Origin of the sequence: Candidatus Planktophila lacus, assembly GCF_002288325.1 — a bacterium.
Lineage (GTDB): Bacteria > Actinomycetota > Actinomycetes > Nanopelagicales > Nanopelagicaceae > Planktophila > Planktophila lacus.
The window spans coordinates 1,238,212-1,260,574 of the sequence record NZ_CP016780.1 but is presented as its reverse complement, the minus strand read 5'-3'; the positions used below and the strand labels follow the sequence as shown (position 1 = coordinate 1,260,574).

At 46.6% G+C, this 22,363-nt stretch carries 26 protein-coding genes and 1 tRNA gene; 19 read left to right on the top strand and 8 right to left on the bottom strand.

Features of this window, described 5'->3' with window-relative positions; translation table 11 throughout:
- The first annotated feature begins 33 nt into the window (after nt 1–33).
- The 3 genes from A1sIIB106_RS06405 to A1sIIB106_RS06395 all read left to right on the top strand — a co-directional run bounded on the left by A1sIIB106_RS06405 (nt 34) and on the right by A1sIIB106_RS06395 (nt 2,035).
- The gene (locus tag A1sIIB106_RS06405; protein ID WP_095677724.1) at nt 34–999 is read left to right on the top strand and encodes an L-threonylcarbamoyladenylate synthase; all 966 of its coding nucleotides are present in this window, start codon (nt 34–36) and stop codon (nt 997–999) included.
- A 53-nt stretch (nt 1,000–1,052) separates the two neighbouring features.
- A tRNA-Lys gene (locus tag A1sIIB106_RS06400) sits at nt 1,053–1,125 on the top strand.
- A 1-nt stretch (nt 1,126) separates the two neighbouring features.
- Complete coding sequence (locus A1sIIB106_RS06395) at nt 1,127–2,035, top strand: DMT family transporter (RefSeq protein ID WP_095677723.1); 909 nt, start codon at nt 1,127–1,129, stop codon at nt 2,033–2,035.
- On the opposite strand, the gene A1sIIB106_RS06390 is transcribed toward A1sIIB106_RS06395, so the two are convergent.
- Genes A1sIIB106_RS06390 through A1sIIB106_RS06375 form a run of 4 tightly spaced genes read right to left on the bottom strand, consistent with a single transcriptional unit; the run spans nt 2,024 to nt 4,564 of the window.
- Nucleotides 2,024–2,770 (bottom strand): energy-coupling factor ABC transporter ATP-binding protein, encoded by a 747-nt coding sequence (locus tag A1sIIB106_RS06390; RefSeq protein ID WP_095677722.1) that lies wholly within the window; start codon nt 2,768–2,770, stop codon nt 2,024–2,026. The two genes, A1sIIB106_RS06395 and A1sIIB106_RS06390, sit on opposite strands and share 12 nt — an antisense overlap.
- Before the next feature lie 2 nt (nt 2,771–2,772).
- Nucleotides 2,773–3,528: a cobalt ECF transporter T component CbiQ gene (gene cbiQ, locus A1sIIB106_RS06385; protein ID WP_190276879.1), complete on the bottom strand. Its 756-nt coding sequence runs from the start codon at nt 3,526–3,528 to the stop codon at nt 2,773–2,775.
- A 59-nt stretch (nt 3,529–3,587) separates the two neighbouring features.
- Nucleotides 3,588–3,890, bottom strand: coding sequence for a PDGLE domain-containing protein (locus A1sIIB106_RS07200; protein ID WP_095671645.1), 303 nt, complete (start codon nt 3,888–3,890; stop codon nt 3,588–3,590).
- Entirely contained in the window at nt 3,890–4,564 is a 675-nt protein-coding gene (locus A1sIIB106_RS06375) for an energy-coupling factor ABC transporter permease (protein WP_095671866.1), read from the bottom strand. Before A1sIIB106_RS06375 ends, A1sIIB106_RS07200 begins: the two co-directional genes overlap by 1 nt.
- A 98-nt stretch (nt 4,565–4,662) precedes the next feature.
- Here A1sIIB106_RS06375 and A1sIIB106_RS06370 point away from each other — a divergent pair, with 98 nt between their 5' ends.
- The 3 genes from A1sIIB106_RS06370 to A1sIIB106_RS06360 are packed head-to-tail and all read left to right on the top strand — an operon-like array spanning nt 4,663 to nt 7,501.
- Nucleotides 4,663–6,018, top strand: coding sequence for a N,N-dimethylformamidase beta subunit family domain-containing protein (locus A1sIIB106_RS06370; RefSeq protein ID WP_095671644.1), 1,356 nt, complete (start codon nt 4,663–4,665; stop codon nt 6,016–6,018).
- Nucleotides 6,019–6,042: 24 nt separating this feature from the next.
- A complete protein-coding gene (locus A1sIIB106_RS06365; protein ID WP_095671643.1) occupies nt 6,043–6,996 on the top strand; it encodes a tetratricopeptide repeat protein in 954 nt (317 codons plus the stop codon).
- 7 nt (nt 6,997–7,003) lie between these two features.
- Nucleotides 7,004–7,501, top strand: coding sequence for a low molecular weight protein-tyrosine-phosphatase (locus A1sIIB106_RS06360; RefSeq protein ID WP_095671642.1), 498 nt, complete (start codon nt 7,004–7,006; stop codon nt 7,499–7,501).
- Here A1sIIB106_RS06360 and A1sIIB106_RS06355 read toward each other — a convergent pair.
- On the bottom strand, nt 7,490–8,134 hold the full coding sequence (locus A1sIIB106_RS06355) for a TrmH family RNA methyltransferase (RefSeq protein WP_095671641.1): 645 nt from the start codon (nt 8,132–8,134) through the stop codon (nt 7,490–7,492). The two genes, A1sIIB106_RS06360 and A1sIIB106_RS06355, sit on opposite strands and share 12 nt — an antisense overlap.
- Before the next feature lie 51 nt (nt 8,135–8,185).
- On the opposite strand from A1sIIB106_RS06355, the gene A1sIIB106_RS06350 reads away from it, so the two are divergent.
- Both A1sIIB106_RS06350 and A1sIIB106_RS06345 read left to right on the top strand, forming a co-directional pair.
- Entirely contained in the window at nt 8,186–8,533 is a 348-nt protein-coding gene (locus A1sIIB106_RS06350) for a hypothetical protein (RefSeq protein WP_095677721.1), read from the top strand.
- 56 nt (nt 8,534–8,589) lie between these two features.
- Nucleotides 8,590–9,735 carry a D-alanyl-D-alanine carboxypeptidase gene (locus tag A1sIIB106_RS06345; protein ID WP_223298679.1) on the top strand — a complete coding sequence of 382 codons (1,146 nt, stop codon included), beginning with the start codon at nt 8,590–8,592 and terminating at the stop codon, nt 9,733–9,735.
- Here the strand turns inward: A1sIIB106_RS06345 and A1sIIB106_RS06340 are convergent.
- Both A1sIIB106_RS06340 and A1sIIB106_RS06335 read right to left on the bottom strand, forming a co-directional pair.
- Nucleotides 9,713–10,813 carry a YncE family protein gene (locus A1sIIB106_RS06340; RefSeq protein WP_095671638.1) on the bottom strand — a complete coding sequence of 367 codons (1,101 nt, stop codon included), beginning with the start codon at nt 10,811–10,813 and terminating at the stop codon, nt 9,713–9,715. The genes A1sIIB106_RS06345 and A1sIIB106_RS06340 overlap by 23 nt on opposite strands.
- Before the next feature lie 18 nt (nt 10,814–10,831).
- Nucleotides 10,832–11,272, bottom strand: coding sequence for a hypothetical protein (locus A1sIIB106_RS06335; protein WP_095677719.1), 441 nt, complete (start codon nt 11,270–11,272; stop codon nt 10,832–10,834).
- Nucleotides 11,273–11,383: 111 nt separating this feature from the next.
- Here A1sIIB106_RS06335 and A1sIIB106_RS06330 point away from each other — a divergent pair, with 111 nt between their 5' ends.
- Nucleotides 11,384–12,280, top strand: coding sequence for a heme o synthase (locus A1sIIB106_RS06330; protein WP_223298678.1), 897 nt, complete (start codon nt 11,384–11,386; stop codon nt 12,278–12,280).
- Here the strand turns inward: A1sIIB106_RS06330 and metZ are convergent.
- On the bottom strand, nt 12,262–13,485 hold the full coding sequence (metZ, locus tag A1sIIB106_RS06325; RefSeq protein ID WP_095671636.1) for an O-succinylhomoserine sulfhydrylase: 1,224 nt from the start codon (nt 13,483–13,485) through the stop codon (nt 12,262–12,264). The genes A1sIIB106_RS06330 and metZ overlap by 19 nt on opposite strands.
- A 37-nt stretch (nt 13,486–13,522) precedes the next feature.
- Between metZ and A1sIIB106_RS06320 the strand changes: the two genes are divergently transcribed.
- From A1sIIB106_RS06320 to folK, 10 genes are all read left to right on the top strand, one after another.
- A complete protein-coding gene (locus A1sIIB106_RS06320; protein ID WP_095677718.1) occupies nt 13,523–14,431 on the top strand; it encodes an ABC transporter ATP-binding protein in 909 nt (302 codons plus the stop codon).
- Nucleotides 14,428–15,231 (top strand): ABC transporter permease, encoded by an 804-nt coding sequence (locus A1sIIB106_RS06315; RefSeq protein WP_095677717.1) that lies wholly within the window; start codon nt 14,428–14,430, stop codon nt 15,229–15,231. Before A1sIIB106_RS06320 ends, A1sIIB106_RS06315 begins: the two co-directional genes overlap by 4 nt.
- 73 nt (nt 15,232–15,304) lie before the next feature.
- A complete protein-coding gene (locus tag A1sIIB106_RS06310; protein WP_095677716.1) occupies nt 15,305–16,510 on the top strand; it encodes a C40 family peptidase in 1,206 nt (401 codons plus the stop codon).
- Between the two features lie 9 nt (nt 16,511–16,519).
- On the top strand, nt 16,520–17,485 hold the full coding sequence (tilS, locus tag A1sIIB106_RS06305) for a tRNA lysidine(34) synthetase TilS (protein WP_095671631.1): 966 nt from the start codon (nt 16,520–16,522) through the stop codon (nt 17,483–17,485).
- Nucleotides 17,486–17,516: 31 nt separating this feature from the next.
- On the top strand, nt 17,517–18,068 hold the full coding sequence (hpt, locus tag A1sIIB106_RS06300; protein ID WP_095671630.1) for a hypoxanthine phosphoribosyltransferase: 552 nt from the start codon (nt 17,517–17,519) through the stop codon (nt 18,066–18,068).
- 17 nt (nt 18,069–18,085) lie between these two features.
- Nucleotides 18,086–20,164, top strand: a complete 2,079-nt coding sequence (ftsH, locus tag A1sIIB106_RS06295) for an ATP-dependent zinc metalloprotease FtsH (protein ID WP_095677715.1) — start codon at nt 18,086–18,088, stop codon at nt 20,162–20,164.
- Between the two features lie 20 nt (nt 20,165–20,184).
- A complete protein-coding gene (gene folE / locus A1sIIB106_RS06290) occupies nt 20,185–20,772 on the top strand; it encodes a GTP cyclohydrolase I FolE (RefSeq protein WP_095677889.1) in 588 nt (195 codons plus the stop codon).
- Between the two features lie 27 nt (nt 20,773–20,799).
- Nucleotides 20,800–21,561: a dihydropteroate synthase gene (gene folP, locus A1sIIB106_RS06285; RefSeq protein WP_095677714.1), complete on the top strand. Its 762-nt coding sequence runs from the start codon at nt 20,800–20,802 to the stop codon at nt 21,559–21,561.
- Nucleotides 21,554–21,910 carry a dihydroneopterin aldolase gene (gene folB, locus A1sIIB106_RS06280; protein ID WP_095677713.1) on the top strand — a complete coding sequence of 119 codons (357 nt, stop codon included), beginning with the start codon at nt 21,554–21,556 and terminating at the stop codon, nt 21,908–21,910. The genes folP and folB overlap by 8 nt, the downstream gene beginning before the upstream one ends.
- The gene (gene folK / locus A1sIIB106_RS06275) at nt 21,907–22,353 is read left to right on the top strand and encodes a 2-amino-4-hydroxy-6-hydroxymethyldihydropteridine diphosphokinase (protein ID WP_095671626.1); all 447 of its coding nucleotides are present in this window, start codon (nt 21,907–21,909) and stop codon (nt 22,351–22,353) included. The genes folB and folK overlap by 4 nt, the downstream gene beginning before the upstream one ends.
- Nucleotides 22,354–22,363 lie beyond the last annotated feature (10 nt).

Below are 22,363 nucleotides of genomic sequence, written 5' to 3'. Positions count from 1 at the left end.
ATCTTCTCGCAAAAAGGCGCGATAATTGCGCACATGACCAGTGGTGAATTCGTCTCAAATTGCACCGCTGACGCTCTAACAACGGCAGCCCAGTTAATTAAATATGGCGGCCTTGTAGCTTTCCCCACCGAAACTGTTTATGGCCTTGGCGCCGATGCCACAAACGCTGCAGCCGTTGCTCGCATTTATCAAGCAAAGGGCCGCCCCGCAGATCATCCGCTAATTGTTCATATCCATTCGATGCAAGCAATGGGCGAGTGGGCCGATGAAATCCCTGATTATGCAATCGCACTTGCCCGCAACTTCTGGCCTGGCCCAATGACTTTAGTTTTAAAGCGCTCAATGCTCGCTGAAGATTTTGTAACTGGTGGCCAACCAACCGTTGGCTTACGAGTACCTGACCACGTTGTTGCGCTCGCTTTACTTTCTTCATTCGAAAAGATTGGTGGCAAAGGAATCGCAGCCCCCAGCGCCAATCGCTTCGGCCATGTCTCACCAACAACAGCGGATGCAGTACGTGAAGAGCTAGCCGATTACTTAGCTCCAACTGATCAAATTCTTGATGGCGGTTCATCATCTGTCGGAGTTGAGTCAACAATCATTGACTGCACATCAACCGCACCGCGTATTTTGCGCCCAGGTGCAATAACAACCGAGATGATTGAAGAAGCCACCGGACTGAAAGTTTTAACTGAAGCAGCGAATATCCGAGTCAGCGGTTCTTTAGAAAACCATTACGCACCAAGTGCAACCGTTGAATTAAATCGAACACCAATTGCCACAGAAGGTTTTATTGCTCTCGCAGAATTTGAAACACCAGAAAGCGTTATTCGTTTAGCTTCACCAAAAACCATCGAAGAATTTGCACGCGTCATTTACTCAGCACTTCGCGATGCCGATAAAAAGGGCCTTAAAACTGTTGTAGTTCAAGAGCCAACCGGTGATGGATTGGCCCTTGCCATCCGCGACCGCCTAATGCGAGCGTCAAAGGGGAGATAAAACTCCGCTAAGATACGGCGAGTGTTCGGTGCTACTTTTGCCGAATTACAGTGGGGCCTTTAGCTCAGTCGGTAGAGCAACGGACTTTTAATCCGTGGGTCGTCGGTTCGAGCCCGACAGGGCCCACGTGTCATCCTCGCAGCCGCAGAAAGACAATTCGTGGCTACCGATCTACCTAGCCCTCGGTGCTGTCTGGGGCTGTTCATTCATATTTATCAAGTTGGGACTTGAATTTCTAACTCCATTTGGAGTTGCCTTTGGTCGCTGCGCACTTGGCGCGCTGACTTTGCTGGCATGGGCTAAGTACAAAGGAATTGCACTTCCCGAATCAAAGAAGGTTCTATTTCACCTTTGGGTTGTTTCACTACTTTTAAATGTTATTCCAGGGGTCTTCTTCGCGCTAGCCGAAACAGAAGTAACTTCTGTTCTAGCGGGAATTATTAACGCGGTAACACCTCTAATGACTTTGCTAGCAATTATGGTTGTTACGCGAAATGAGAAACCGAAACTTCATCAGGTAGTAGGTATCTTGATTGGGTTTACTGGAGTATTAACTGTTTTAGGTGCTTGGAAAGGTCTTGGTGACAATCCGCTCTGGGCAATTCTAATTTTGCTTGCTGCTGTTACTTGTTATGGGTTTTCATTTCCTTATTCACGCCGCTTCGTTCTACAGCATAAATTGGCGCCAGAATCTATTGCTGCTGGTCAGGTAACGCTGGGCGCGCTGACTTTGCTTCCCTTCTTTATCTACAACGGCATAGATAAATATGAGTACAAAGCAGCTCCCGTTTTTGCGATGATCGCGCTTGGCGTATTTGGTAGCGGCTTTGCATACATTTGGAACTTTAAAGTTATGGCGCTGGCAGGAAGCGCTGTTGCAAGCAGCGTCACATATTTAACGCCAGTGGTCGCGGTAATTGTTGGTGTGATTTTCTTGCAAGAGAAGATTCATTGGTATGAACCAGTTGGAGCACTCGTCGTTCTTCTGGGCGCTGCAATCGGTCAAAATCGCATCAAACTTTCGTTAGTTAAATGAAAACCCAACTGGCAGTTCTAGGCGATGCGATTTAAGTAGCTTCTCATCGTTAAGAATCTGACCGGTCTTGTCATCGGCGACGATGATGCCGCCAGAGAGAATTACCGAACGCTCGCAGAGTTCAAAGGCATATGGCAGATCGTGGGTAACCATGACGATCGTGATATCTAGCGAACGCAAGATATCTGCAAGTTCGCGCCTGCTAGCAGGGTCTAAGTTAGAAGATGGTTCATCAAGGACCAAGATCTCAGGCTTCATCGCAAGCACTGTTGCAACAGCAACACGGCGACGTTGTCCGAAAGATAAATGGTGCGGCGGGCGATCGATGAAATCGATCATTCCGACTTGAGTCAAAGCATCTGCAACGACTTTATCTAGCGCTTCACCGCGGAGCCCCATGTTGTATGGGCCAAAGGCGACATCTTCTCCAACGGTAGGCATAAATAGTTGATCATCTGGATCTTGAAAGACGATTCCTACTTTGGAGCGAATCGCTTTTAGAGACTCTTTATTTTTGCTATCGACTAGCTCGCCTGAAATACGTACTTCACCCTGCATTGTTGGGTGAATTCCATTCATATGCATAACCAGTGTTGTCTTGCCGGCACCGTTAGGACCTAGTAGTGCAACGCGCTCACCCTTTTGGATTGTCAGATTTACGCCATACAACGCCTGGTTGCCATCGGGATAAGCAAATGCCAATTCGGTGATCTGCAAGCTTGGGACGTTAGACATTTCTACCAACCAATCAGTGATGCGGTTATTGAAGCAATTAAGGCGAGGCCTGGAATTGATAGCGCAGTGAACCATTCACGTGTAGTTACGGAATGAGAATCTAGCGATGGAAGTGCGCCATCGAAGCCGCGAGAGAGCATCGCTAAGTGAACTCGTTCACCGCGCTCGTAAGAGCGAATAAAGAGAGCAGCTGCTGCGGTTGCTAAAACTTTCCAATGTTTGATCCCAGTTGCAATAAAGCCACGTGACTCGCGGGCAACTTTCATCCGCTCCATCTCATCGCTAATCACATTGATATAGCGCAACATAAATGAGGCGATCTGAACCATGATCATTGGAAGTTTGAGTTTTTCTAAGCCCCGCAGGATTTCGCGCGCCGTTGTTGTAGTTGAAAGAATCACCGCGGCTAGAACGCCAAGCGTTCCCTTAACCACAATAGAAGTTCCAGCCAATAAACCATCGCGATAAACCATTACGCCAAAGATGGAGAACTTTTCACCTTCACCAAAAAATGGCATCAGGATTGCAAAGAAGACAAATGGAATCTCAATTAACGCACGCTTAAAGAGCAGAAGAATCGGAATCTTGCTCATAACTGCTGTGAAGATAAGCAGGCTAAAAAAGGCGATAAATGCAGGCCAGCGAGTAATTGGCGTTGCAACAGAGACTGAGATGAAGACAAGAACGGTCAGAATCTTTACGTGTGAGGGCAGTGAATGCGTTACTGAATGGCGGTGTAGATAAAGTCGCTCGCCCACATCGTGGCCGTGGTGGTGGCCATGGGTATGTACGAGATCAAGTTCTGTGGTCTGAAGTTTTATTTTTTGTCACCAGATTTACGGCGAATTAAGAAGAAGAGTCCAGTTGAAATTGCTCCCGTGGCAACAACACCAATTACACCTGCTGCACCTGTTGAAAGACGCTGGTTATCTACGCCCTTGACGCCATAGTCAGCAAGTATTCCTTCGCTATTGGTGTTCTCTTTCGCCGTATCAATAAAACCAATGTCACCAGCAACCTTTTCTAGGCCATCAGGATTGGACGATGCGTAGAACGAAACAATTCCTGCAAGAAATAGTGAGGCAATAAACCCCGTGATCAAAAATGTTTTCTGCTTCATTAGTTGGCACGAATCTCTAGTTTGGAACTCTCGTTCTTATATCCGTAAACCAAATCTGAGCGACTGGCTAGTACTGCACCAACGGCGAAGAAGGTAATTAGCGCTTCACCGATTCCGATAAGGAAGTGTGTACCGATCATCGCAGTGAAGACTGCAGAGACTGAGAAAGTGGCATTGGCACCGATTGCATATTGCAGAACAAATCCTGCGGCAGCAGCTGGTACAGATAACAACGCTGCGATTGCCGCTGCGATGCTGATTGAAAGTTTCTTCTTCGGTGCAATCTTCTTAACCAAGAGAAAGACGCCGTAACCAAACCAGACGGCAACGAGTGACATATTAAAGATACTTAAGCCAAGTGCGCTTAATCCACCGTCTGCAAAGAGCAGGGCTTGCAAGATCAAAACAATTGTTATCGCCAAAGTTGCTGCATAAGGACCAATCAATACTGCAGCAAGTCCTGCGCCAAGTAAGTGTCCGCTAGTTCCGGCAGCGACCGGAAAATTGAGCATCTGCACCGCAAAGATAAAGGTTGCAGTAAGTCCGGCTAACGGCGCGGTCTTCTCATCAAGCGAAGATTTTGCGCCACGGATGGAGATGGCAACGCCTGCTGCGGCTACCGCGGCGAAGGCGGCAGAGGTGGGCAGGTCGATAAAGCCATCAGGGATATGCATGCGTAAATTGTAAGCCAGATGCAAATCATTCGCATCTGCAAAATCCTTGGTTGGCTCACAGGCGCTACCCAATAAGGGCGCCTATCCTTTCGCACATCATGCGTAAATTGATCGTTAGCGTCCTTGTAGTCCTTGCTGGAGCGACAGCTATGGCAACGCCTGCTCGTGCACAAAGCTGCTCGCAGCCGGGGCAGGGATGGGTTCAATCTGAGAACGCTCGAAAGGGCGATCCCACCTGGAGCAAGGGTGTGCCATTTCGCCTCAGCGCAGATTTCTCAAGGCGCAAGGCAATTGATCGCGCAGAAGGTTATTTCGATACCACCTCACTTCGTTGCGGAGAAAGTGCGAAGTTAACCCTTGTTGAAAGTGAAAAAGCCAAGGTCACTATCTATCGCATGGGTTACTACGACGGCATTGGCGCTCGCCGTTTTGCATCTTTATCTGCAAGAGATGGTTGGAATTTTGTCGCCTCTGAAAAGTATCTGCCTGGTCAATATTTGTTTAAGTTACAGGCTCCAAATCGCGAAGCAACTTTTATTCCGCTAGTCATAAACAATCCTGACGTTGAAAGTGATTTAACTTTTATCTCATCAGTTATAACTTGGCAGACTTACAACCAGTGGGGTGGATACAGCCTTTATAAAGGCCCTGACGGAAAACGCGAAACTCGCGCCAGCGAAGTTTCCTTTGCGCGTCCTTACGATGGTGATGGATCGGGGCAGTTCCGCTACATGGAATACCCCGTAATAAAAGCAGCAGAAAAGCTAGGTCTTTCCATTAACTATGCCACCGACTTTGATTTAGATCGCAACCCTGATTTAACAAGTAAGACCAAGGCACTGGTCTTTGGTGGACACAGCGAATACTGGACAACGCAAATGCGCAATGCAGTTGAAGCAGCGGTTGACCGTGGAGTTAATCTAATTGTCCTTGGTGGCAATACCGCCTATAACCGGATTGATATAAATGGCGAAACGATTTCTGGCGTTACACCTTGGCGTGATTTAGGCCGACCAGAAGTCACGCTCTTAGGTTCGCAATATCTTTCACTCGGTTTTAAACGAGATATGGTCGTTGAAACCAGCCTCTGGCCTTTTGATGTATTAAAACCTGGGGCAGTTATCAAAGGCGTCGTTGGTTATGAAGCCGATACTCCGATTACATTTAACGGTCCGCCAGTTGAGACGATCGCGCGATCTTCAATTCTGCCTTTTGAAAAATCCGTCCCATCAATGGCCACTTATTACACCCGCCCATCCGGTGCGGGCGCCCTGAATATGGCTACAAATGGCTGGGTTTGTGCGATGGAAGATCGCTGCCCATGGGGACACCGCTTCGATAAGGCGACCCAACGGCAAATCCGTGCAGTAACTGAGAATATTTTGAAAGGCGCAGCGCTTGGCCCGTTGGGAAATTGGCGCATGGCGTTTACACAATATAACGCGCCTTCCTAATTATTTAAGAGTAATCTCGCCGCCATGAGCGATGATGAAAGCCAGGACGAGCTCGTAACCGAAGAGATGCTCTGGGATCGAATTCCAGAGGTCCATGGCGCAGATCGTGCAAATACATATTACGAATTAAGTGCGCGAATTTTTGCACGCGGACAGTACGACGAAGCTTTAGCACTTGCCGAAACCGCGCGCGATATCTTCTCTGAACTCGGCGCTGCTGAATCTAGCGAAGGACTTGCGCAGGCTTACTCTGCAATTGGTTATAACTTAAATCAGTTAAAGCGTATGGATGAAGCGGCCACTGCCATGAGCAAAGCTGTGGAAATTTTGCGCGAGAGCAAATCTCCACTCTCATTAGAACTTGCCTGCACATTGGGTGAGTGGTGGTATGCCTCGAAGAACTTTGTAAAAGTTGTCGAGATCATGGATGAATGTGCGCAAGAGCATTTAGTTGATGGAAATCAAATCGGTGCCGCTAATGATCTCCATTTGCTTGGTTGCGCATATCGCGAGCTAAAGCAGTACGACCAGGCAATTACTACCTTTAAAGAAGCTCGTTTGATTTTTAAGACCGAAAAAGAAGTTATTCAAGTTGCACGCTGTGATCAGAAGATCGCATCTTGCTATGTCGAACTCGGCGATGGCGAAAAAGCGATCGAAGCTGCTCGCAAGGCGATCGATGTCTTTGAAACCGGCCATGATCACCGCCGTGAAACCTTTGCGCTCTACGAATACGGAAAAGCCGAAGTTCTACTCGGAAAACTCGATGAAGGTCTGGCGACGTTAGATGGTGTTCTGCAGATTATTTCTGAAGAAGAACCAAAGGATTTCGAACTAATTGTTGATATCGAAACCCGTATGACCAAAGTGCTTCGCGCTCTTGGTCGTATGGCTGAAGCAGATGAAATCGACCGCCGCTTGGTTGCTGTGCGCGAGGCGATGGAAGATGTCCCCGTCTCGGATGATTTAGGCGACTAAATAACTCGTGCCTGATTTATCTCATCTGCGAAATCGCGATGAACTTTTAATCACCATGGTCTGTCTAGGAAATATTTGTCGTTCTCCAATGGCGGCAGCGGTTTTAGCAAATAGAACTTCTACTTGGAGCGCACCGAAAATTCTGGTCGATAGTGCGGGAACTTCAAATTGGCATGTAGGTGAAGGTCCAAATCCACCTTCCAAGAAAACTTGGGAAGCAGCAGGTTACAAGTTCGATCACATCGCGTCGGAAATGACTGCTGCACGAATGGAGAAATCTGATTTGATTTTGGTGATGGATCGCAGCAACCACCGAAATGTTTTGTCGCTTACTGAAAATCAAGAACTGCACGGTAAAGTTCATTTCTTGCGCGACTTTGATTACACAATTGCTGGCGATCGCGAAGTTCCAGATCCTTATTCGCTACCTGATTCGGCATTCGAAGAAGTTCTCGGAATGGTGGAACGTGCGATAGATGGTTTGCTGCAGGAGTTAACGAGGTAGGTGTTGCAGCGCCCAGTGATACATCGCTATCGCGCCAGCAGCTGAAGCGTTCATGGAACGAGTAGATCCATATTGGCGTATCTCATAGAGCACTTCGCAGACTTCAATACCTTCATCTGACATTCCGGCGCCTTCTTGTCCGAATAAAAGCACACATGATTCAGGTAATTGCGCTCCTTCAAGTTGTTTAGAAGTCGGGACGTTATCGATTCCGATAATCGGCAGGTTATTTTCTTTACACCAAGTTGCAAAGTCGGCGATTGTGGGGTGATGAATAACGGTTAGGTATCTATCTGTAACCATTGCGCCACGCTTATTCCAGTCACGCTTTCCAACGATATGTACGGCCGAAACATTAAAGGCATTTGCAGTTCGAACAACTGAACCGATATTTAAGTCATGTTGCCAATTTTCAATAGCGATATGCAGTTTATGGCGCTTAGTATTGAGATCAGCAACAATTGCTTCAACGGACCAATAGCGATAGTGATCTAGAACATTGCGACGATCACCATTCTCAAGCAATTCTGAGTCATATTGAGCACCTGTTGGCCAAGGTTTTTCATGAGGACCAACACCTACAACAGGAAAAAATTCTCCTGGGCCGATCGTGGCAGGTGTATTTATTTCCATGTGCGCACTCTAAACTTAATATGTAAGAAAGGCTAGAAAGGGCTAATAACAATGAAGACTGTATTTCTAATCGCATATATCGCGCATATGTTGGCGATCGCTGGAATTTTGGGATTGCTGCTTCATCAGTGGAATAAGAGCCCTCGTAAACTTTCTAAAGGTGTAATGCATTCCGCAGCGACTGCGCTACTGGCAGGTCTTGTGATGGTTGGTACTTATTCATCGGCAAAACCAGATGAGACCTTAGATCACACCAAAGTTGGAATAAAGCTCTTGGTAGTCCTAGCCATTCTGGTACTTAGCTACATAAACGCGAAGAAGAGCGAATTAAAGAAGAGCATCTGGCTAACGTTAATTGGCCTAACAGTTCTCAATATTCTTATCGCCACAGTTGGGTAAGACAGCGCTTGTTTAATAGTTTTGTTAGGCGCTCTGCGCTGCTGACCGCAGCGGTATTGGCTATCACTCCTAGCGCTTCTGCATTTGATCCCATCTCAGCAGCCAGCGTTTTCTCACGTCTAGCGGTAGAGCCAGAGTTAAGTAATCCATCGGTGTCGTTAATTGATGTAAGCACCGGCGAGATCGTCTTTGAATCAAATGCATTTTCACAACGCAAGCCCGCTTCGACAATGAAGATTCTTGCAGCCGCGGCCACCTTAAAACACTTACAGCCTGACCAAGTCTTTACAACTCGAGTTTCACTCGGCACGGTTCCTGATTCAATTGTTATCGATGGCGAGTTTGATCCTTGGATTTCGATGGATCATCGGGTTGCAACAAAGATGAAGCGCACCTCTTTTCCACGGATTGCCTTTAATAGCCTTAGTAAAGTTAAAGAGAGCTCAGGCGGTTCGATAAAGAAGTTAAAGGTTTATTACAACGGTATCTATGCCAACGAAGTTGCAAGTTATAAAGCCTTCTACAAGAAACGTGGAGTTACCGCTGCATTTATCAAGGTAAGCGATGAAAAGGCGACTTCATTGGTTAGCGAAGAGATATTAACTTCAGAATCACCACAAGTTATAAAGATGCTTGATTGGTTCTTGCTTTGGAGTGATAACCAACTTTCAGAACGCATGGCTAAGATCGCAGCAAAGTATGCCGGCAATGAATTTAACGATGAAGGCGTAGCAGTTACCTTCGCAGAAATTTTGATTTCATTTGGGATAAATCCAGCGCAGATAGTCGTTATCGATGCCAGTGGTTTATCGCGACAGAATAAAGTTACTGCACACGCACTTGCACAACTGCTCTACAAAATTCATTCCGATCCGGTTCTTTCAAGGTTGATTGAGAGCCTTCCGGTCGGTGGAGAAAGTGGAACGCTACGAAATCGCTATATCGAGACGGCTCCAGATGCGGTTGGTTTGGTTAAGGCAAAGACCGGCACTCTTACCGGCACGGTAAGCCTTGCTGGCTATGTGCAATCAGGAGATCGTGAATACGCTTTTGTAATCATCGCCGACAAGATTCGTAGAACTAATTCAGCAAGTGATCGTGCACGCAAGACTTTAGATCGTTATCTAGCCAAGATTGCTGCGCCGTTGGCTATCCCTGCACCGGAAAGCGCAACTGTTGTTACTGAGGTGCAAATACTTTAATTGAACCGCCGTAACAAGCCACCCAGGTCTTTGATTCGGTTTGATCGTAAGTAACTCCGATAGGTTCGCTACAGACTTTTACGTTCTGTAAGACTTTCATTGTTTCTGTACTGACGACAGATAGAGTCCCACTTCTAAAATTGACTACATAAAGCGCTGAGCCATCTGTTGAGATCGCCAAACTACGTGCGGATTTTCCAGTAGCCACGCTCTTAATCGCCTTATTTGTAGCTAAGTCCCAAGCGATAACTTTTCCCGAGATATTCAAAGTTGCATAAAGTTTTGTGTTATCTGGGGAGAGCACAATTGCACGAGGGTTTGATCCAATTGGTATGTAATTAACTGAGAAATCTTCCAGGTTGATCTGGTGGATTCGGTTTCCACCCATTTCGGCAACATAAGCGAATTTGCTATCGCTGGTGATTGCAATGCCCCGCGGATATCGACCAATTTTTATAGTTTTTACTACCTGTTGAGTTTCTACAGAAATGATTGTGACTGTGTAGGAACACCAATTCGATATAAGAATATATTTATTATCCGGTGAGACTTTAACAACCTTAGGAACTGAACCGACAGGATAGATCGCATCAATTTTCTTAGTTGAAAGTTCTACGCGCGATAGAAAACTTTTATCGTAGTTATCGCTAGGAGAACAAGTGTCGGTTCCTTCTCTGTTAAAGCCTTTGCCATACATCGCATAATTTGTGAAGTAAAGATAATTGCCATCAGGAGAGAAGGCGCCTTCTACAGGTGAGCCTTTATATGTTCCAGAATATTTCGAGTAGCCAAAATCTGAGAGTTTTACCGAATCAGGAATCGTAGCTTCAAGCTCCATCGTCTGCGCGTTATAAAGGGTCACGCTATGGCGATACATCATGTTATGGGCGCTGACTAGCCCGCTATTTGATGCCTCAACCGATTTAGGTGCAATCGCACCGTTAATGGTTTTTACTAAAACGATCTTTTTCGAAGCAGAAAGATCTTGGCTATTCGCCTGGCTAATCGGGCTAGCGATGCCAGTTAGGAGCAGACAAGTAACTGCCAGTGAAATCTTCTTAACTAGTTTGCGAGGCACTCGCTAACTTTACTGGCATTAATGATCGTCACGGTCGTCATCATCTTCGTCATCACCTTCGTCCTCATCTTCGTCCTCATCTTCATCATCGTCATCTCCGCCATTCATATTTGGTGGGGTAGCAATGGCCGGAAGAGTGTTTTTGCCAATTGAAGGAGCTTTTATCGACGGTGATTGCACAGAACTAGATAAATTTGGAGATGTTGATTGTGGCGTTACGGCGCTTAGCGCCGGAGTCGCCATTGTGGCTGATTGCGATGCCTGCACCAATTGAGGCTGCTGAGTATCCCCAGTCCCACCTTGATTTGTTTGGGCTACAACAGCGCCACCGAAAGTCAGAACCAATGCAGTCGCAGCAATAAGTACTGGACCGCTCTTCTTTGCCTTAGGTGCTGGTTGATTTAAACCGCCATCGTTTTCGGCGATCTCGATCCAGTCAGGCTTCTTTGGAGGTGTCATTGGTCATATCCCTATCTTTGATAGCAAGTTTTAGCGTCAATACGCACAATAGGCGTCCTTCCTTAGAGGACCATGAGAACGCGGCACATTAATGCTGAGTAATCTTTGCCTGTGTCCACGAATTCACGCTTAAAACCTTCTGTAAAGGTTCGCGGATTTGTAGACCTCATGAAGTTACGCGTAGTCGAGCTTTTATTGGTTTCAACTCTTCCTTCGATGGTCTTAGCAAATGAAGGTCTGCCTTCACTCACCTTAACCATGGCAACTTTAATTGGTGGAACCCTCGCTGCCGGAAGTGCAAATGCATTTAACATGGTGATCGAATCCGAATCAGATAAGTTAATGAAGCGCACGGCAAAGCGGCCACTTGCAACTGGTGTACTTACAAAAGCCGAAGCGCTAATCTTTGCAACTTTAATTGGCTTGATATCACTTCTAATTTTTGCGGTATATACAAACGCGCTAACAACCGCACTAACTGCAACTGCAATTGTTTTCTACGTTTGGGTTTACACAATTTTGCTAAAGAAGCGCACTCCGCAGAATATTGTTTGGGGCGGGGCAGCAGGATGTATGCCAGCGCTAATCGGTTGGGCTGCTGTTACAAATTCGCTCTCGGTTACCGCGTGGTCTTTTTTCCTAGTTATCTTCTTCTGGACACCGCCTCATTTTTGGGCTTTAGCAATTAAATATAAGGATGACTACGCTGCCGCGCATATTCCAATGCTGCCAGTTGTAGCCAGTAAGACACATCTACTTCGTCAGATGTGGATCTATACAATTGCCATGATTGCTTCGTCAGTAGCGCTAATAATTAATGCAGAGCTACAGAACTGGGCGATGGCGGTTACGGTTGCACTGGGATTAGTTTTCGCCGCTCAACTCCGTGGCTTAAATGAAAAATCAGTAAATTATGAGAAAACTGCAGGAAAAATTTTTCAATGGTCTATTACTTACTTGAGCCTGCTATCTGTTTTGCTTGTTGCGGCTCAACTTTTAAAGGCTTGAGTTAAATCCTTTATCAAATCATCTACATGCTCTAGCCCAACTGACAGGCGAAGCACTGAAGGAGTAATACCCATCTCGGCTTGAACATCTGGCGCTAAACGGCGATGAGTTGTAGAAGATGGGTGGGTAATAAGTGATTTGCTATCGCCTAAATTGTTAGAGATATCAATAATTCGCAGAGCATCCATAAAGGCGAAAGCATCTTTTTGGCTGCCAGCAAATTCGATCCCGATTGTGCTTCCGCCGCCAGTCATTTGCTTCTGAACAGTTACATAATCTGGATGCGACTTTAGCCCAGGGTATTTAACAGATTTAATCTCTTTGCGAGTCTCTAGAAATTCAGCAATCGCATGGGCATTTTCACACATACGTTGAACGCGCATCTCCATAGTTTCTAAAGATTTTAAAAGCACCCAGGCGTTAAAAGGACTTAGTGATGGACCAGTGTGGCGATTAAATGGAATTAAATGTTCGTGAATATAGGAGAAGGAACCAAGAACTGCTCCAGCAAGTACGCGCCCTTGACCGTCAATATGTTTTGTTGCGGAGTACATAACTACATCTGCACCGAGTTCAAGGGGTTTCTGCAAAACCGGAGAAGCCATAACGTTATCAACGATCACAGTGGCGCCAACTTTATGAGCCAGATCGCTAACCATACGGATATCAACTATTTCCATTAAAGGATTACTTGGAGATTCGATAAAGACGACTTTTGTCGGTTTGCTTAACGCTGCAGCCCAAACTGTTGAGTCATTTCCTTTTACAAGCTCTACGGTAACGCCCCACTTGGGCAATATCTCAGTTAACACAACGTGGCAAGAACTAAACATCGCGGCTGATGCGACTACGTGATCTCCAGCTTTAACAAGACAGGCGACAGATGCGAACATGGCGGACATTCCAGAACCTGTTGCAACGCAATATTCTGCGCCTTCAATTGCTGCTAAACGCTTTTCAAACATCTGCACTGTCGGATTATGGAAACGGCTATATAAGTAATGATCTGTCTCATCAGCGAATGCATCAAATGCTTCTTGCGCGGAGGAATATGTAAAGCCACTATTTAAATAAAGGGCCTCAGATGTTTCGCCAAAACCAGAACGAGCAAGACCGGCACGCACTGCTGCAGTTTGAGGGTTGATTTCCCAATCTGGTGCAGGCCGTTGATTGGTTGGTTGATAACCCCAGATCTCATTACTCACACCGAGAATTCTAAGGTGCAATTGCTATATTGAGTACATGCCTCAATTAGCGATATCCGTTAGCGATTTAAGTAAGAAATATGACTCTGGCTTTGCCGTTTCACATACCAATTTTGAGGTGCCAGCCGGAACGATCTGCGGATTTGTTGGCCCAAATGGCGCTGGTAAGACAACGACGATCCGCATGTTGCTCGGACTTATCTCACCTAGCGGTGGCACGGGGCGCATCTTGGGTGAGCCGATTACATCTCCAGAGAAATATCTCTCTCAAGTAGGGGCGATGATCGAAGGCCCTGCTTTCTATCCAGCTCTATCTGGCGCTGAGAATCTAAAAGTTCTAGCAACCCTTGGAGGCTTTCCCCTTGAACGTGTAGATCAATTACTCGCACAAGTTGGGCTCGCTGATCGCGGAAAATCAAAGTACAAAACTTACTCACTTGGTATGAAACAGCGCTTGGGTATCGCAGCTGCACTTCTGCCAAATCCAAAGCTTTTGATTTTAGATGAACCAACTAATGGATTAGATCCTGAAGGAATTCAAGAGATTCGCCAACTTCTTCGTTCGCTGGCAGATGGCGGTACAACAGTATTTGTTTCATCACATTTACTTTCAGAGTTAGAAATCATTAGCGAGTATTTGGTTATGTTGCGAAAGGGAGAAGTAGTTTTTGCAGGCGCAATGCAAGACCTTTTCGATGCGCAGCAACCATTTATGCTGGTTAAGACTGAAAAGTTAAGCGATTTAGAAAAAATTATTTCTCTTGCCGAAGGCGCTGGGCATAAAGCACATATTCGCGATGGAGTTGCACATATTGAAGGACCTGCAGAATGGGCGGGAGTTCTAAATAAGTTGGCGTTTGAGGCCGGAATATTACTTACCCAGCTTTCACCGCAACTACCTAACCTCGAAGAAACTTTCTTTGAAATGACAGGAGATCAGAAATGATCGGCAGCCTAACTAGAATCTTCTTTGCTGAATGGCGCAAATTACGACGTCCTACCTTGCTACTGGGCACTATGGGAGCAGTTGCATTCTTTAGCGTCTTGGTTTCTTCACTACTTTTCTTACTTATCGATTCACCACAAGGCAATGGCGACCGTGGGGTAAGAATTACCCGCGAAATGCTCGCGCTGCCAAGTGGTTCTACACAAGCATTTACGAGTATCGGAAACCTACTCGGAATCATCGCTCTGTGTGTATTTGCGGCTCAAACCGCTCAGGAATACTCACTCGGAACGCTGCGCAATCTTTTGGTACGTCAACCTGGCCGTATCCGCTTATTAATCGGCAAATTGGCATCGATGAAAGCCTTCGCAGTCATTATGACTTTGGTCGGAGCCGTAATTTCAATCGGTGTTTCTTACATACTGGCCGGAAGTAAAGATGTCAGCACCACGCTTTGGTTCAATAGCGATGGACGTATTGAAATAGCGAAAACTCTGCTCAATGTTTTCATCTCGATCTTAGGCTTTGGAATCATCGGCATGGTTCTGGGAATTCTCTTCCGCTCACCAATTAGCTCAATTTCACTTGGCGTATTGTGGCTATTGATTGTAGAAAACATTGTGGGCGCAGTTAAATCCAGCACTTTGGAATGGTTGCCCGGAAGTCAGTTGGCAACAGTTGCTGCTGGTGGAACCGAAACAATTAGTTATACCCATGCCCTTTCGCTTTCTGGGATTTACGTGGGAATCGCTTTGGTTATCGCAACCGTTCTATTCACAAAACGAGATGTAGCCAACTAGCGACACTCACCACCTTTTAACGGAGTTCCACAGGTTGCTCACTTATTCTGGGGGCTTAACACTTGGGGGTTTTGTGTTGCATCGCAGAAAAGCGCTAGCGCTAGCCTTGATTTTTGGGCTCGCGCTACCGATTACTCCTGCCGTCGCAGCAACTCCAAAACCAACTCTGGCGCAGATTGAGGCGGCGAAGAAAGCTGAAGCCGCGAAGAAAAAAGCCGCCGATGTAGCCGCGAAGAAATTAGCGGCAGCCAATCAAACTCTTCGAACTTTGACCGCCAAAGCAAATGCAGCGCAGGCGTTATATGTAAAGGCAAAGCGTGAACTCGCTGTAGCAACTGCTGCTGCGGTAGCCGCCGCAGAGTATGCCCGCGAGACGCAAGAAGCTGTTGCACAAGCGCACCGAGTAATTGGCAAGCTGGCAGCGAATGCTTACATAATGGGTGGATCGATGACAGATATCGAACCACTGCTTAGCGCTAATGGCCCACAAGATTTAATTGATCAGATTTCAACCTTGGATAAGTTGGGTGTGCAGAACACGATGGCGCTCGATCGCTACAAAGCTGCAGAAATTGTTGCGCGCGATGCAAAGGTAAAGGCCGATGCGGCAAAGGTTGTGCAAGAAACTGCAACTGCAAAAGTTGCGGGGGCTAAAAAAGTTGCAGATGATGCAAAAGCCCTGCAACAAAAAGAAGTAGATAAGTTGCAAGCGATTCAAGATAAGTTAGCGCGCGAACTTGCCAGCGCAAAAAAAGTGCGAATTACGCTTGAACAGCAACGTGCACTTGCACTCCTTGAAGAAAGTCTTGCTAATACAGCGGCTAATACTTCTGGCCAGAAAAAGGTTTGGGCAGATACCGGATTTAAGGGACGTTCTACAATCCGCACAACTGAAGAACAACGTGCAGTTGCGGTCGCTTTCGCAAAGAAGCAGGTTTTAGCGCGCAAGCCATATATCTGGGGTTCGGAAGGGCCAAACTCATTTGATTGTTCTGGCTTGGTTTACGCCGCTTACAAAGCGGCAGGACTCGGTTGGCCAAATTGGGATCGCTTAAACTCATCACTTTATGCGGGATATACCAAACATGTATCTTTAAATGAACTTGTTCCAGGTGATCTATTGTTCTATTCATATAAGGGAACAATTTCATCGATCCACCACATCACTATTTATGCTGGTAACGGAATGATGTGGGAGGCCAATTCAAAGGGGAAAGGCCTGCTCTACTCGAATATCTACAGCGTTAAAGGACTTATGCCATTTGGTGGTCGGGTCTAGAGTTAGCGCATGACCAGCGCGCTCGTTGACCTACGAAACGCTGTCCGACCATTTTTAGAAAACCTAACCGCTGGTGATTGTGCGCTAGTCGCGGTATCCGGTGGTGCAGATTCACTTGCGCTTGCTTATGCCCTTATTAAAGAAGCGCCAGCTTTAGCAATCACCTTAATTGGCGTAACCGTTGATCATCAATTACAAAGCGGTTCGGCAGATCAAGCTAAAAAAGTACAAAGCACTTTAAAAGATATGGGTTATCAAGAAGTATTAATTGAAAAAGTAGATATTGTCGAAAAATCCGGATTAGAAGCCGATGCGCGCGCTGCACGATATGCCGCTCTTGATTCTGCTGCACATGCATTTGGCGCTTCTCAAATTTTCTTGGGACATACTCGCGATGATCAGGCCGAAACAGTTTTACTCGGGTTAGCGCGCGGTTCTGGCACACGTTCACTTTCCGGAATGGCAGTTGTTAATGGAAAGTACGCACGACCGCTTTTAAGCCTTACTCGTGAACAAACAGTTGCTGCATGCACCGAAGCAGATCTGAAACCCTGGAACGACCCACATAATGAAAATGAAAAGTTCACGCGCGTTAAAGTGCGCAATAAAGTTTTGCCAATTATGGAAACAGAGATCGGCCCAGGAATTGCTGCAGCGCTTTCCCGCAGTGCAGCGATCTTGCGCGATGATGCTGATGCTTTAGATGAGATGGCGCAAGCAGTTATCTCTCGAGTTGACCTCAAAGATCTAGATTGCGCAGCCCTTGCCGAACTTCCCAGAGCGATCCGTTCTCGGATTTTGAGGGCTGCGATCTATGCAGCAGGGGCTCCAGGTGGCTCAATAAGCGCAGATCACCTCGCTGCCGTTGAGGCGCTGGTCACTTCTTGGCACGGACAAGGGGAGGCGAGCCTGCCGGGTGGTGTGAAGGTTGCCCGGATTTCGGGCAGACTTTCGCTCTTGGCCCGTCCAAATTGATCACCTCATAACCACATGAAGGAGTCCTTAAGTGGATCTAGCTGCAGTCGGCACAGATGTAGAACGCGTAATCGTTACCGAAGATCAACTTCGCGAAAAAGTTGCGGAGCTTGCAGCACGCGTTGATGCAGATTACAAAGACCGCGACTTACTTCTTGTAGGAGTTCTTAAAGGTGCAATCATGGCGATGGCAGATCTTACTCGCGCGATGCAACGCCATATTGAAATGGATTGGATGGCAGTTTCTTCCTATGGATCTGGCACAAAGTCCAGCGGCGTTGTTCGTATCTTGAAAGATCTAGATCGCGATATCACTGGCCGCAATATCTTGATCGTTGAAGATATTGTCGATTCTGGTTTAACACTTTCTTGGTTACGCGCAAATCTAATGTCACGAGGCGCAGCCAGTGTTGAAATTCTCGCGATCTTGCGCAAACCAGAGGCGGCGAAAGTAGAAGTTGATTGCAAATACGTCGGCTTTGATATTCCTAAAGATTTCGTAGTTGGCTATGGACTTGATTTTGACGAGAAGTATCGCAACCTCTCCTTTATCGGTGTGCTCGCAAAGCACATGTATTCGTAGGGACGGCGCTCTCGCTAATGGAAAAAAAGAAAATTGATGGCAAGAATTTGTTGAAGAAGAAAAGTTCAACAAATTCGAAGAGCGTTAAGAAGACCCCCAAGAAGGCGCCGACTTCCCGCGCTGGAAAGATTTTTCGTGGCCCACTCTTCTGGATAGTTGCAGCGATCTTGGCGGTAACTATCTTCGGACAAGTTACAGGCGCCGGTAATCGTTATACCCAAATTGATACTTCACGCGCACTCGCTGCAATTTCACAATCCGAAGTTGAATCTGCGGTCTTGGTTGATCGATCACAAAAGATTCGTTTGATCCTAAAGCCAGGTGTATTAATCAAAGGCGATAGCAAAGTCGAAGCTTCATATATTGCCCGCCAAGAGCCAACGCTTATCGATGCTTTAAGCGCGAACTCTCCTGTAAAAGGCTGGACCGTTGAAGTTCCATCACAATCGCTATTTCTTTCTTTTCTATTCTCAATATTCCCAATTCTCTTAATTGGCTTCCTGTTCTTCTTCTTGATGAGCCGCGCGCAAGGTGGAAATCGCGTCTTCTCATTTGGAAAATCTCGCGCCAAATTACAAGATAACGATGTTCCACAAAATACCTTTGCCGATGTAGCTGGCGCTGATGAAGCGATCGCCGAGCTAGAAGAGATAAAAGACTTTCTCGCTAACCCACCTAAGTACGCACTCCTTGGCGCGAAGATTCCTAAAGGCGTCCTTCTCTACGGCCCTCCCGGAACCGGTAAGACACTTCTTGCTCGCGCAGTAGCAGGAGAAGCGCAAGTTCCTTTCTATTCAATCTCTGGTTCAGATTTTGTTGAAATGTTCGTTGGTGTTGGTGCAGCGCGAGTTCGCGATTTATTTGCGCAGGCAAAGACCAATGCACCCGCAATTGTCTTCGTAGATGAAATTGATGCAGTTGGTCGCCAGCGCGGCGCCGGTATGGGTGGCGGTCACGACGAACGCGAACAAACTCTTAACCAACTTCTTGTCGAGATGGATGGATTTGAAACTGGCGGTCAAGTTATCTTGATCGCAGCAACTAACCGCCCAGATGTACTTGATCCTGCGCTATTGCGTCCAGGTCGTTTCGATCGCCAGATCGCAGTTGATCGCCCAGATCTAAAGGGTCGCGAAGAAATTCTCAAAGTGCATGCCAAGACCAAACCACTTTCAGATGAAGTAGATCTAATTACTTATGCACGTCGCACCCCAGGATTTACCGGTGCAGATCTAGCAAATGTTCTTAACGAAGCTGCACTTCTTGCCGCACGCGAGGAGAAGAAGGTAATTTCAAATAGCCAGATCGATGAAGCAATTGATCGCGTAATGGCTGGTCCGCAGCGTAAATCAAGGATTATGTCTGATGATGAACGTCGCGTTACCGCTTATCACGAAGCTGGCCACGCACTTGTTGCGCATGCACTTCCACATACTGATCCAGTTCACAAGATTACGATCATGCCGCGCGGTCGCGCACTTGGTTACACAATGGTTCTGCCAGATGATGACAAGTACTCAACAACGCGCAATCAGTTGTTAGATCAACTTGCTTACTCACTCGGAGGACGTGCTGCTGAAGAGTTAATCTTCCATGACCCATCAACTGGCGCATCAAATGATATTGAAAAGGCAACCGCACTAGCCCGCGCCATGGTTACGCAATACGGAATGACCGAAACTATCGGTGCGATCAAGCTCGGAGCAGATGCATCAGAACCATTTATGGGTCGCGATTATGGTCACCAACGTGATTACTCTGAAAACATTGCGGCAACCGTTGATGCTGAGATCCGTAAATTTATTGAAAATGCCCACCAAGAAGCCTTTGATATCTTGGTAGAAAACCGCGCTACTTTAGATGCGATGGTTCTGCAGCTTCTTGAGAAAGAGACTCTCAATAAAGAAGAAATTGCAAAGATCTTTAAGAAAGTTAACTCTTGGCCACGCCGTCCGGCCTGGACAGGTTCAGCAACGCGTATTCCTTCACAGCAACCACCGGTTGATGTTCCAGAACGTATTGTCATCGAACCAGAATCTGAAAAGAAACCTTCACGAGTTCGCAAGAGCGCAAAGAAAGATTCCGATCAAGAGTGAACGATGTAACTCCGGTTTCAATGGGACCTGAAGATGGGCGCGCTCTGCACCCATACGATGAAGCGCGCGCAACTGCTGCAGTTCGCGAACTTCTTCTAGCTCTCGGTGAAGATCCAGATCGCGAAGGTTTAAAAGAGACTCCAGCGCGCGTTGCCCGCGCCTTTAAAGAGAACTTTGAAGGACTCTGGAAGTCGCCAGAAGAGGTGTTAACAACCACCTTTGATATCGGCCATGAAGAGTTGGTAATCATCCGCGATATCGAAGTATTTTCACATTGCGAACACCACTTAACTCCATTCCACGGAGTCGCACATGTTGGATATATTCCGCGTGGCAAAATTACGGGACTTTCCAAAGTTGCACGTTTAGTTGATTTATTTGCCCGTCGCCCACAGGTGCAAGAGCGCTTAACAACTCAAATTGCCGATGCGATGGTGAAGATTCTCGATCCGATGGGCGTGATTGTGATTATTGATTGCGAACATTTATGTATGTCGATGCGCGGGGTTCGTAAATCACAAGCACGCACAACCACAAGTGCAGTGCGTGGTGTTCTGCGCGATCCAGCAACACGAGCTGAAGCGATCAGCCTGATCACCAACCGCTAACTAATTCGCTAAAGCAATCGATAAATCATGAAGATCATAGGCATTTTGAATGTCACACCTGATTCATTTGCAGATGGTGGCAAGCATGACACTTACGAAAAGGCGGTTGCTCGCGGTTTAGAGATGATCGCCGAAGGCGTAGACATTATCGATATTGGCGGCGAATCAACTCGGCCGGGTGCGGATCGGGTATCCGCCGCAGAAGAACAATCTCGAGTCTTGCCAGTTATAAAAAAACTTTCGCAAACCGGAGTTCCCATAAGTATCGACACAATGCGCGCCGAAACAGCAGCGCTAGCAATTGAAGCTGGCGCAAGTATCGTCAACGATGTAAGTGGCGGGCTAGCTGATGACTTGATGCATGAAAGCGTTGCCGAAATGGGTTGCCCATATATTTTGATGCATTGGCGCAGTCATTCCAAAGATATGAATTCGCTTGCGACATACGGCGATGTGGTCAAAGAAGTAATTGCAGAAATGCAGTTGCAGATCGATCTAGCGTTAAAGGCTGGAATTGCCCGCAATAACTTGATAATTGATCCAGGCTTAGGTTTTTCTAAAGAGGCCGAACATAACTGGGAGATCTTAAATCGCATAGGTGAATTCACTGAACTTGGATATCCAGTGCTAATTGGAGGATCGCGCAAACGTTTCCTTGGGGGCAGCACTCCTGATGAGCGTGAAGAAGCGACGATAGCGCTCACCAAATCTTTACTTGATAAAAGTATTTGGGCAGTTAGAGTTCATAGCGTGAAATCACATAAAGATTTAGTTGTAAACCATGGCTGATCTAATTCGCATCACTGGAATTAAAGGCTTTGGTTATCACGGAGTCTTTGAGGCAGAACGCGCCAACGGCCAAGATTTCTATGTCGATGTAGAACTTGAAGTCGACCTAACTCGGGCAAGTATCAGCGATGATGTGAAAGACACAATTAACTACGCGGAAGTCATCGATTTAGTTGTTGAAGAGATCACCACAAATCCAGTTTCACTAATTGAAAAACTGGCCGGTCGTATTGCAGAACGAATCAAGATTACATTTGCTCAAGCAGCACGAGTAACTGTCACTGTTCATAAACCACAAGCGCCAGTTGCGGCTGAAGTAAAAGACATCTCGGTCACCATCTCACGATGAAAGCGGTAATCGCGCTAGGTGCAAATATTGGAGATCCCAAAGCACAGATGGATTTAGCGGTAGCGATGTTGCGCGAGGCCACGGATGTAATCTCTGTTTCTGAGTATTTCTCCACAAAACCCGTCAGCGATATCGAGCAACCTGATTATCTAAATGCAGTCTGTATCGTTGAAAGCGAACTGCCTGCCATGGATTTACTTTCATTACTCCACGGTATCGAAAAAGCACTTGGCAGACAGCGCCTGGAAAAATGGGGACCACGCACTATTGATTTAGATTTGATTCAATACGGATCACTTTTAAGTTCTGCTGATGAATTAAAGCTCCCGCATCCACGCGCACATGAGAGGCGTTTCGTACTTGAACCCTGGGTTTCGATTGATCCTGAGGCGATTCTTCTTACCCATGGCAAGATTTCTGAGCTTTTGGTGCAATTGCCGTAAAGCCTTAAAC

Excerpts from the sequence above, each read along its gene's own strand:
- tilS (WP_095671631.1), top strand. The coding sequence starts at position 16,520 with ATGACCAGCGCGCTCGTTGACCTACGAAACGCTGTCCGACCATTTTTA.
- A1sIIB106_RS06320 (WP_095677718.1), top strand. The coding sequence starts at position 13,523 with ATGCCTCAATTAGCGATATCCGTTAGCGATTTAAGTAAGAAATATGAC.
- A1sIIB106_RS06350 (WP_095677721.1), top strand. The coding sequence starts at position 8,186 with ATGAAGACTGTATTTCTAATCGCATATATCGCGCATATGTTGGCGATC.
- ftsH (WP_095677715.1), top strand. The coding sequence starts at position 18,086 with ATGGAAAAAAAGAAAATTGATGGCAAGAATTTGTTGAAGAAGAAAAGT.
- A1sIIB106_RS06365 (WP_095671643.1), top strand. The coding sequence starts at position 6,043 with ATGAGCGATGATGAAAGCCAGGACGAGCTCGTAACCGAAGAGATGCTC.
- folK (WP_095671626.1), top strand. The coding sequence starts at position 21,907 with ATGAAAGCGGTAATCGCGCTAGGTGCAAATATTGGAGATCCCAAAGCA.
- A1sIIB106_RS07200 (WP_095671645.1), bottom strand. The coding sequence starts at position 3,890 with ATGAAGCAGAAAACATTTTTGATCACGGGGTTTATTGCCTCACTATTT.
- A1sIIB106_RS06315 (WP_095677717.1), top strand. The coding sequence starts at position 14,428 with ATGATCGGCAGCCTAACTAGAATCTTCTTTGCTGAATGGCGCAAATTA.
- folE (WP_095677889.1), top strand. The coding sequence starts at position 20,185 with ATGGGACCTGAAGATGGGCGCGCTCTGCACCCATACGATGAAGCGCGC.
- A1sIIB106_RS06355 (WP_095671641.1), bottom strand. The coding sequence starts at position 8,134 with ATGGAAATAAATACACCTGCCACGATCGGCCCAGGAGAATTTTTTCCT.
- A1sIIB106_RS06335 (WP_095677719.1), bottom strand. The coding sequence starts at position 11,272 with ATGACACCTCCAAAGAAGCCTGACTGGATCGAGATCGCCGAAAACGAT.
- A1sIIB106_RS06390 (WP_095677722.1), bottom strand. The coding sequence starts at position 2,770 with ATGTCTAACGTCCCAAGCTTGCAGATCACCGAATTGGCATTTGCTTAT.
- A1sIIB106_RS06405 (WP_095677724.1), top strand. The coding sequence starts at position 34 with ATGACCAGTGGTGAATTCGTCTCAAATTGCACCGCTGACGCTCTAACA.
- folP (WP_095677714.1), top strand. The coding sequence starts at position 20,800 with ATGAAGATCATAGGCATTTTGAATGTCACACCTGATTCATTTGCAGAT.
- A1sIIB106_RS06375 (WP_095671866.1), bottom strand. The coding sequence starts at position 4,564 with ATGCATATCCCTGATGGCTTTATCGACCTGCCCACCTCTGCCGCCTTC.
- folB (WP_095677713.1), top strand. The coding sequence starts at position 21,554 with ATGGCTGATCTAATTCGCATCACTGGAATTAAAGGCTTTGGTTATCAC.
- A1sIIB106_RS06370 (WP_095671644.1), top strand. The coding sequence starts at position 4,663 with ATGCGTAAATTGATCGTTAGCGTCCTTGTAGTCCTTGCTGGAGCGACA.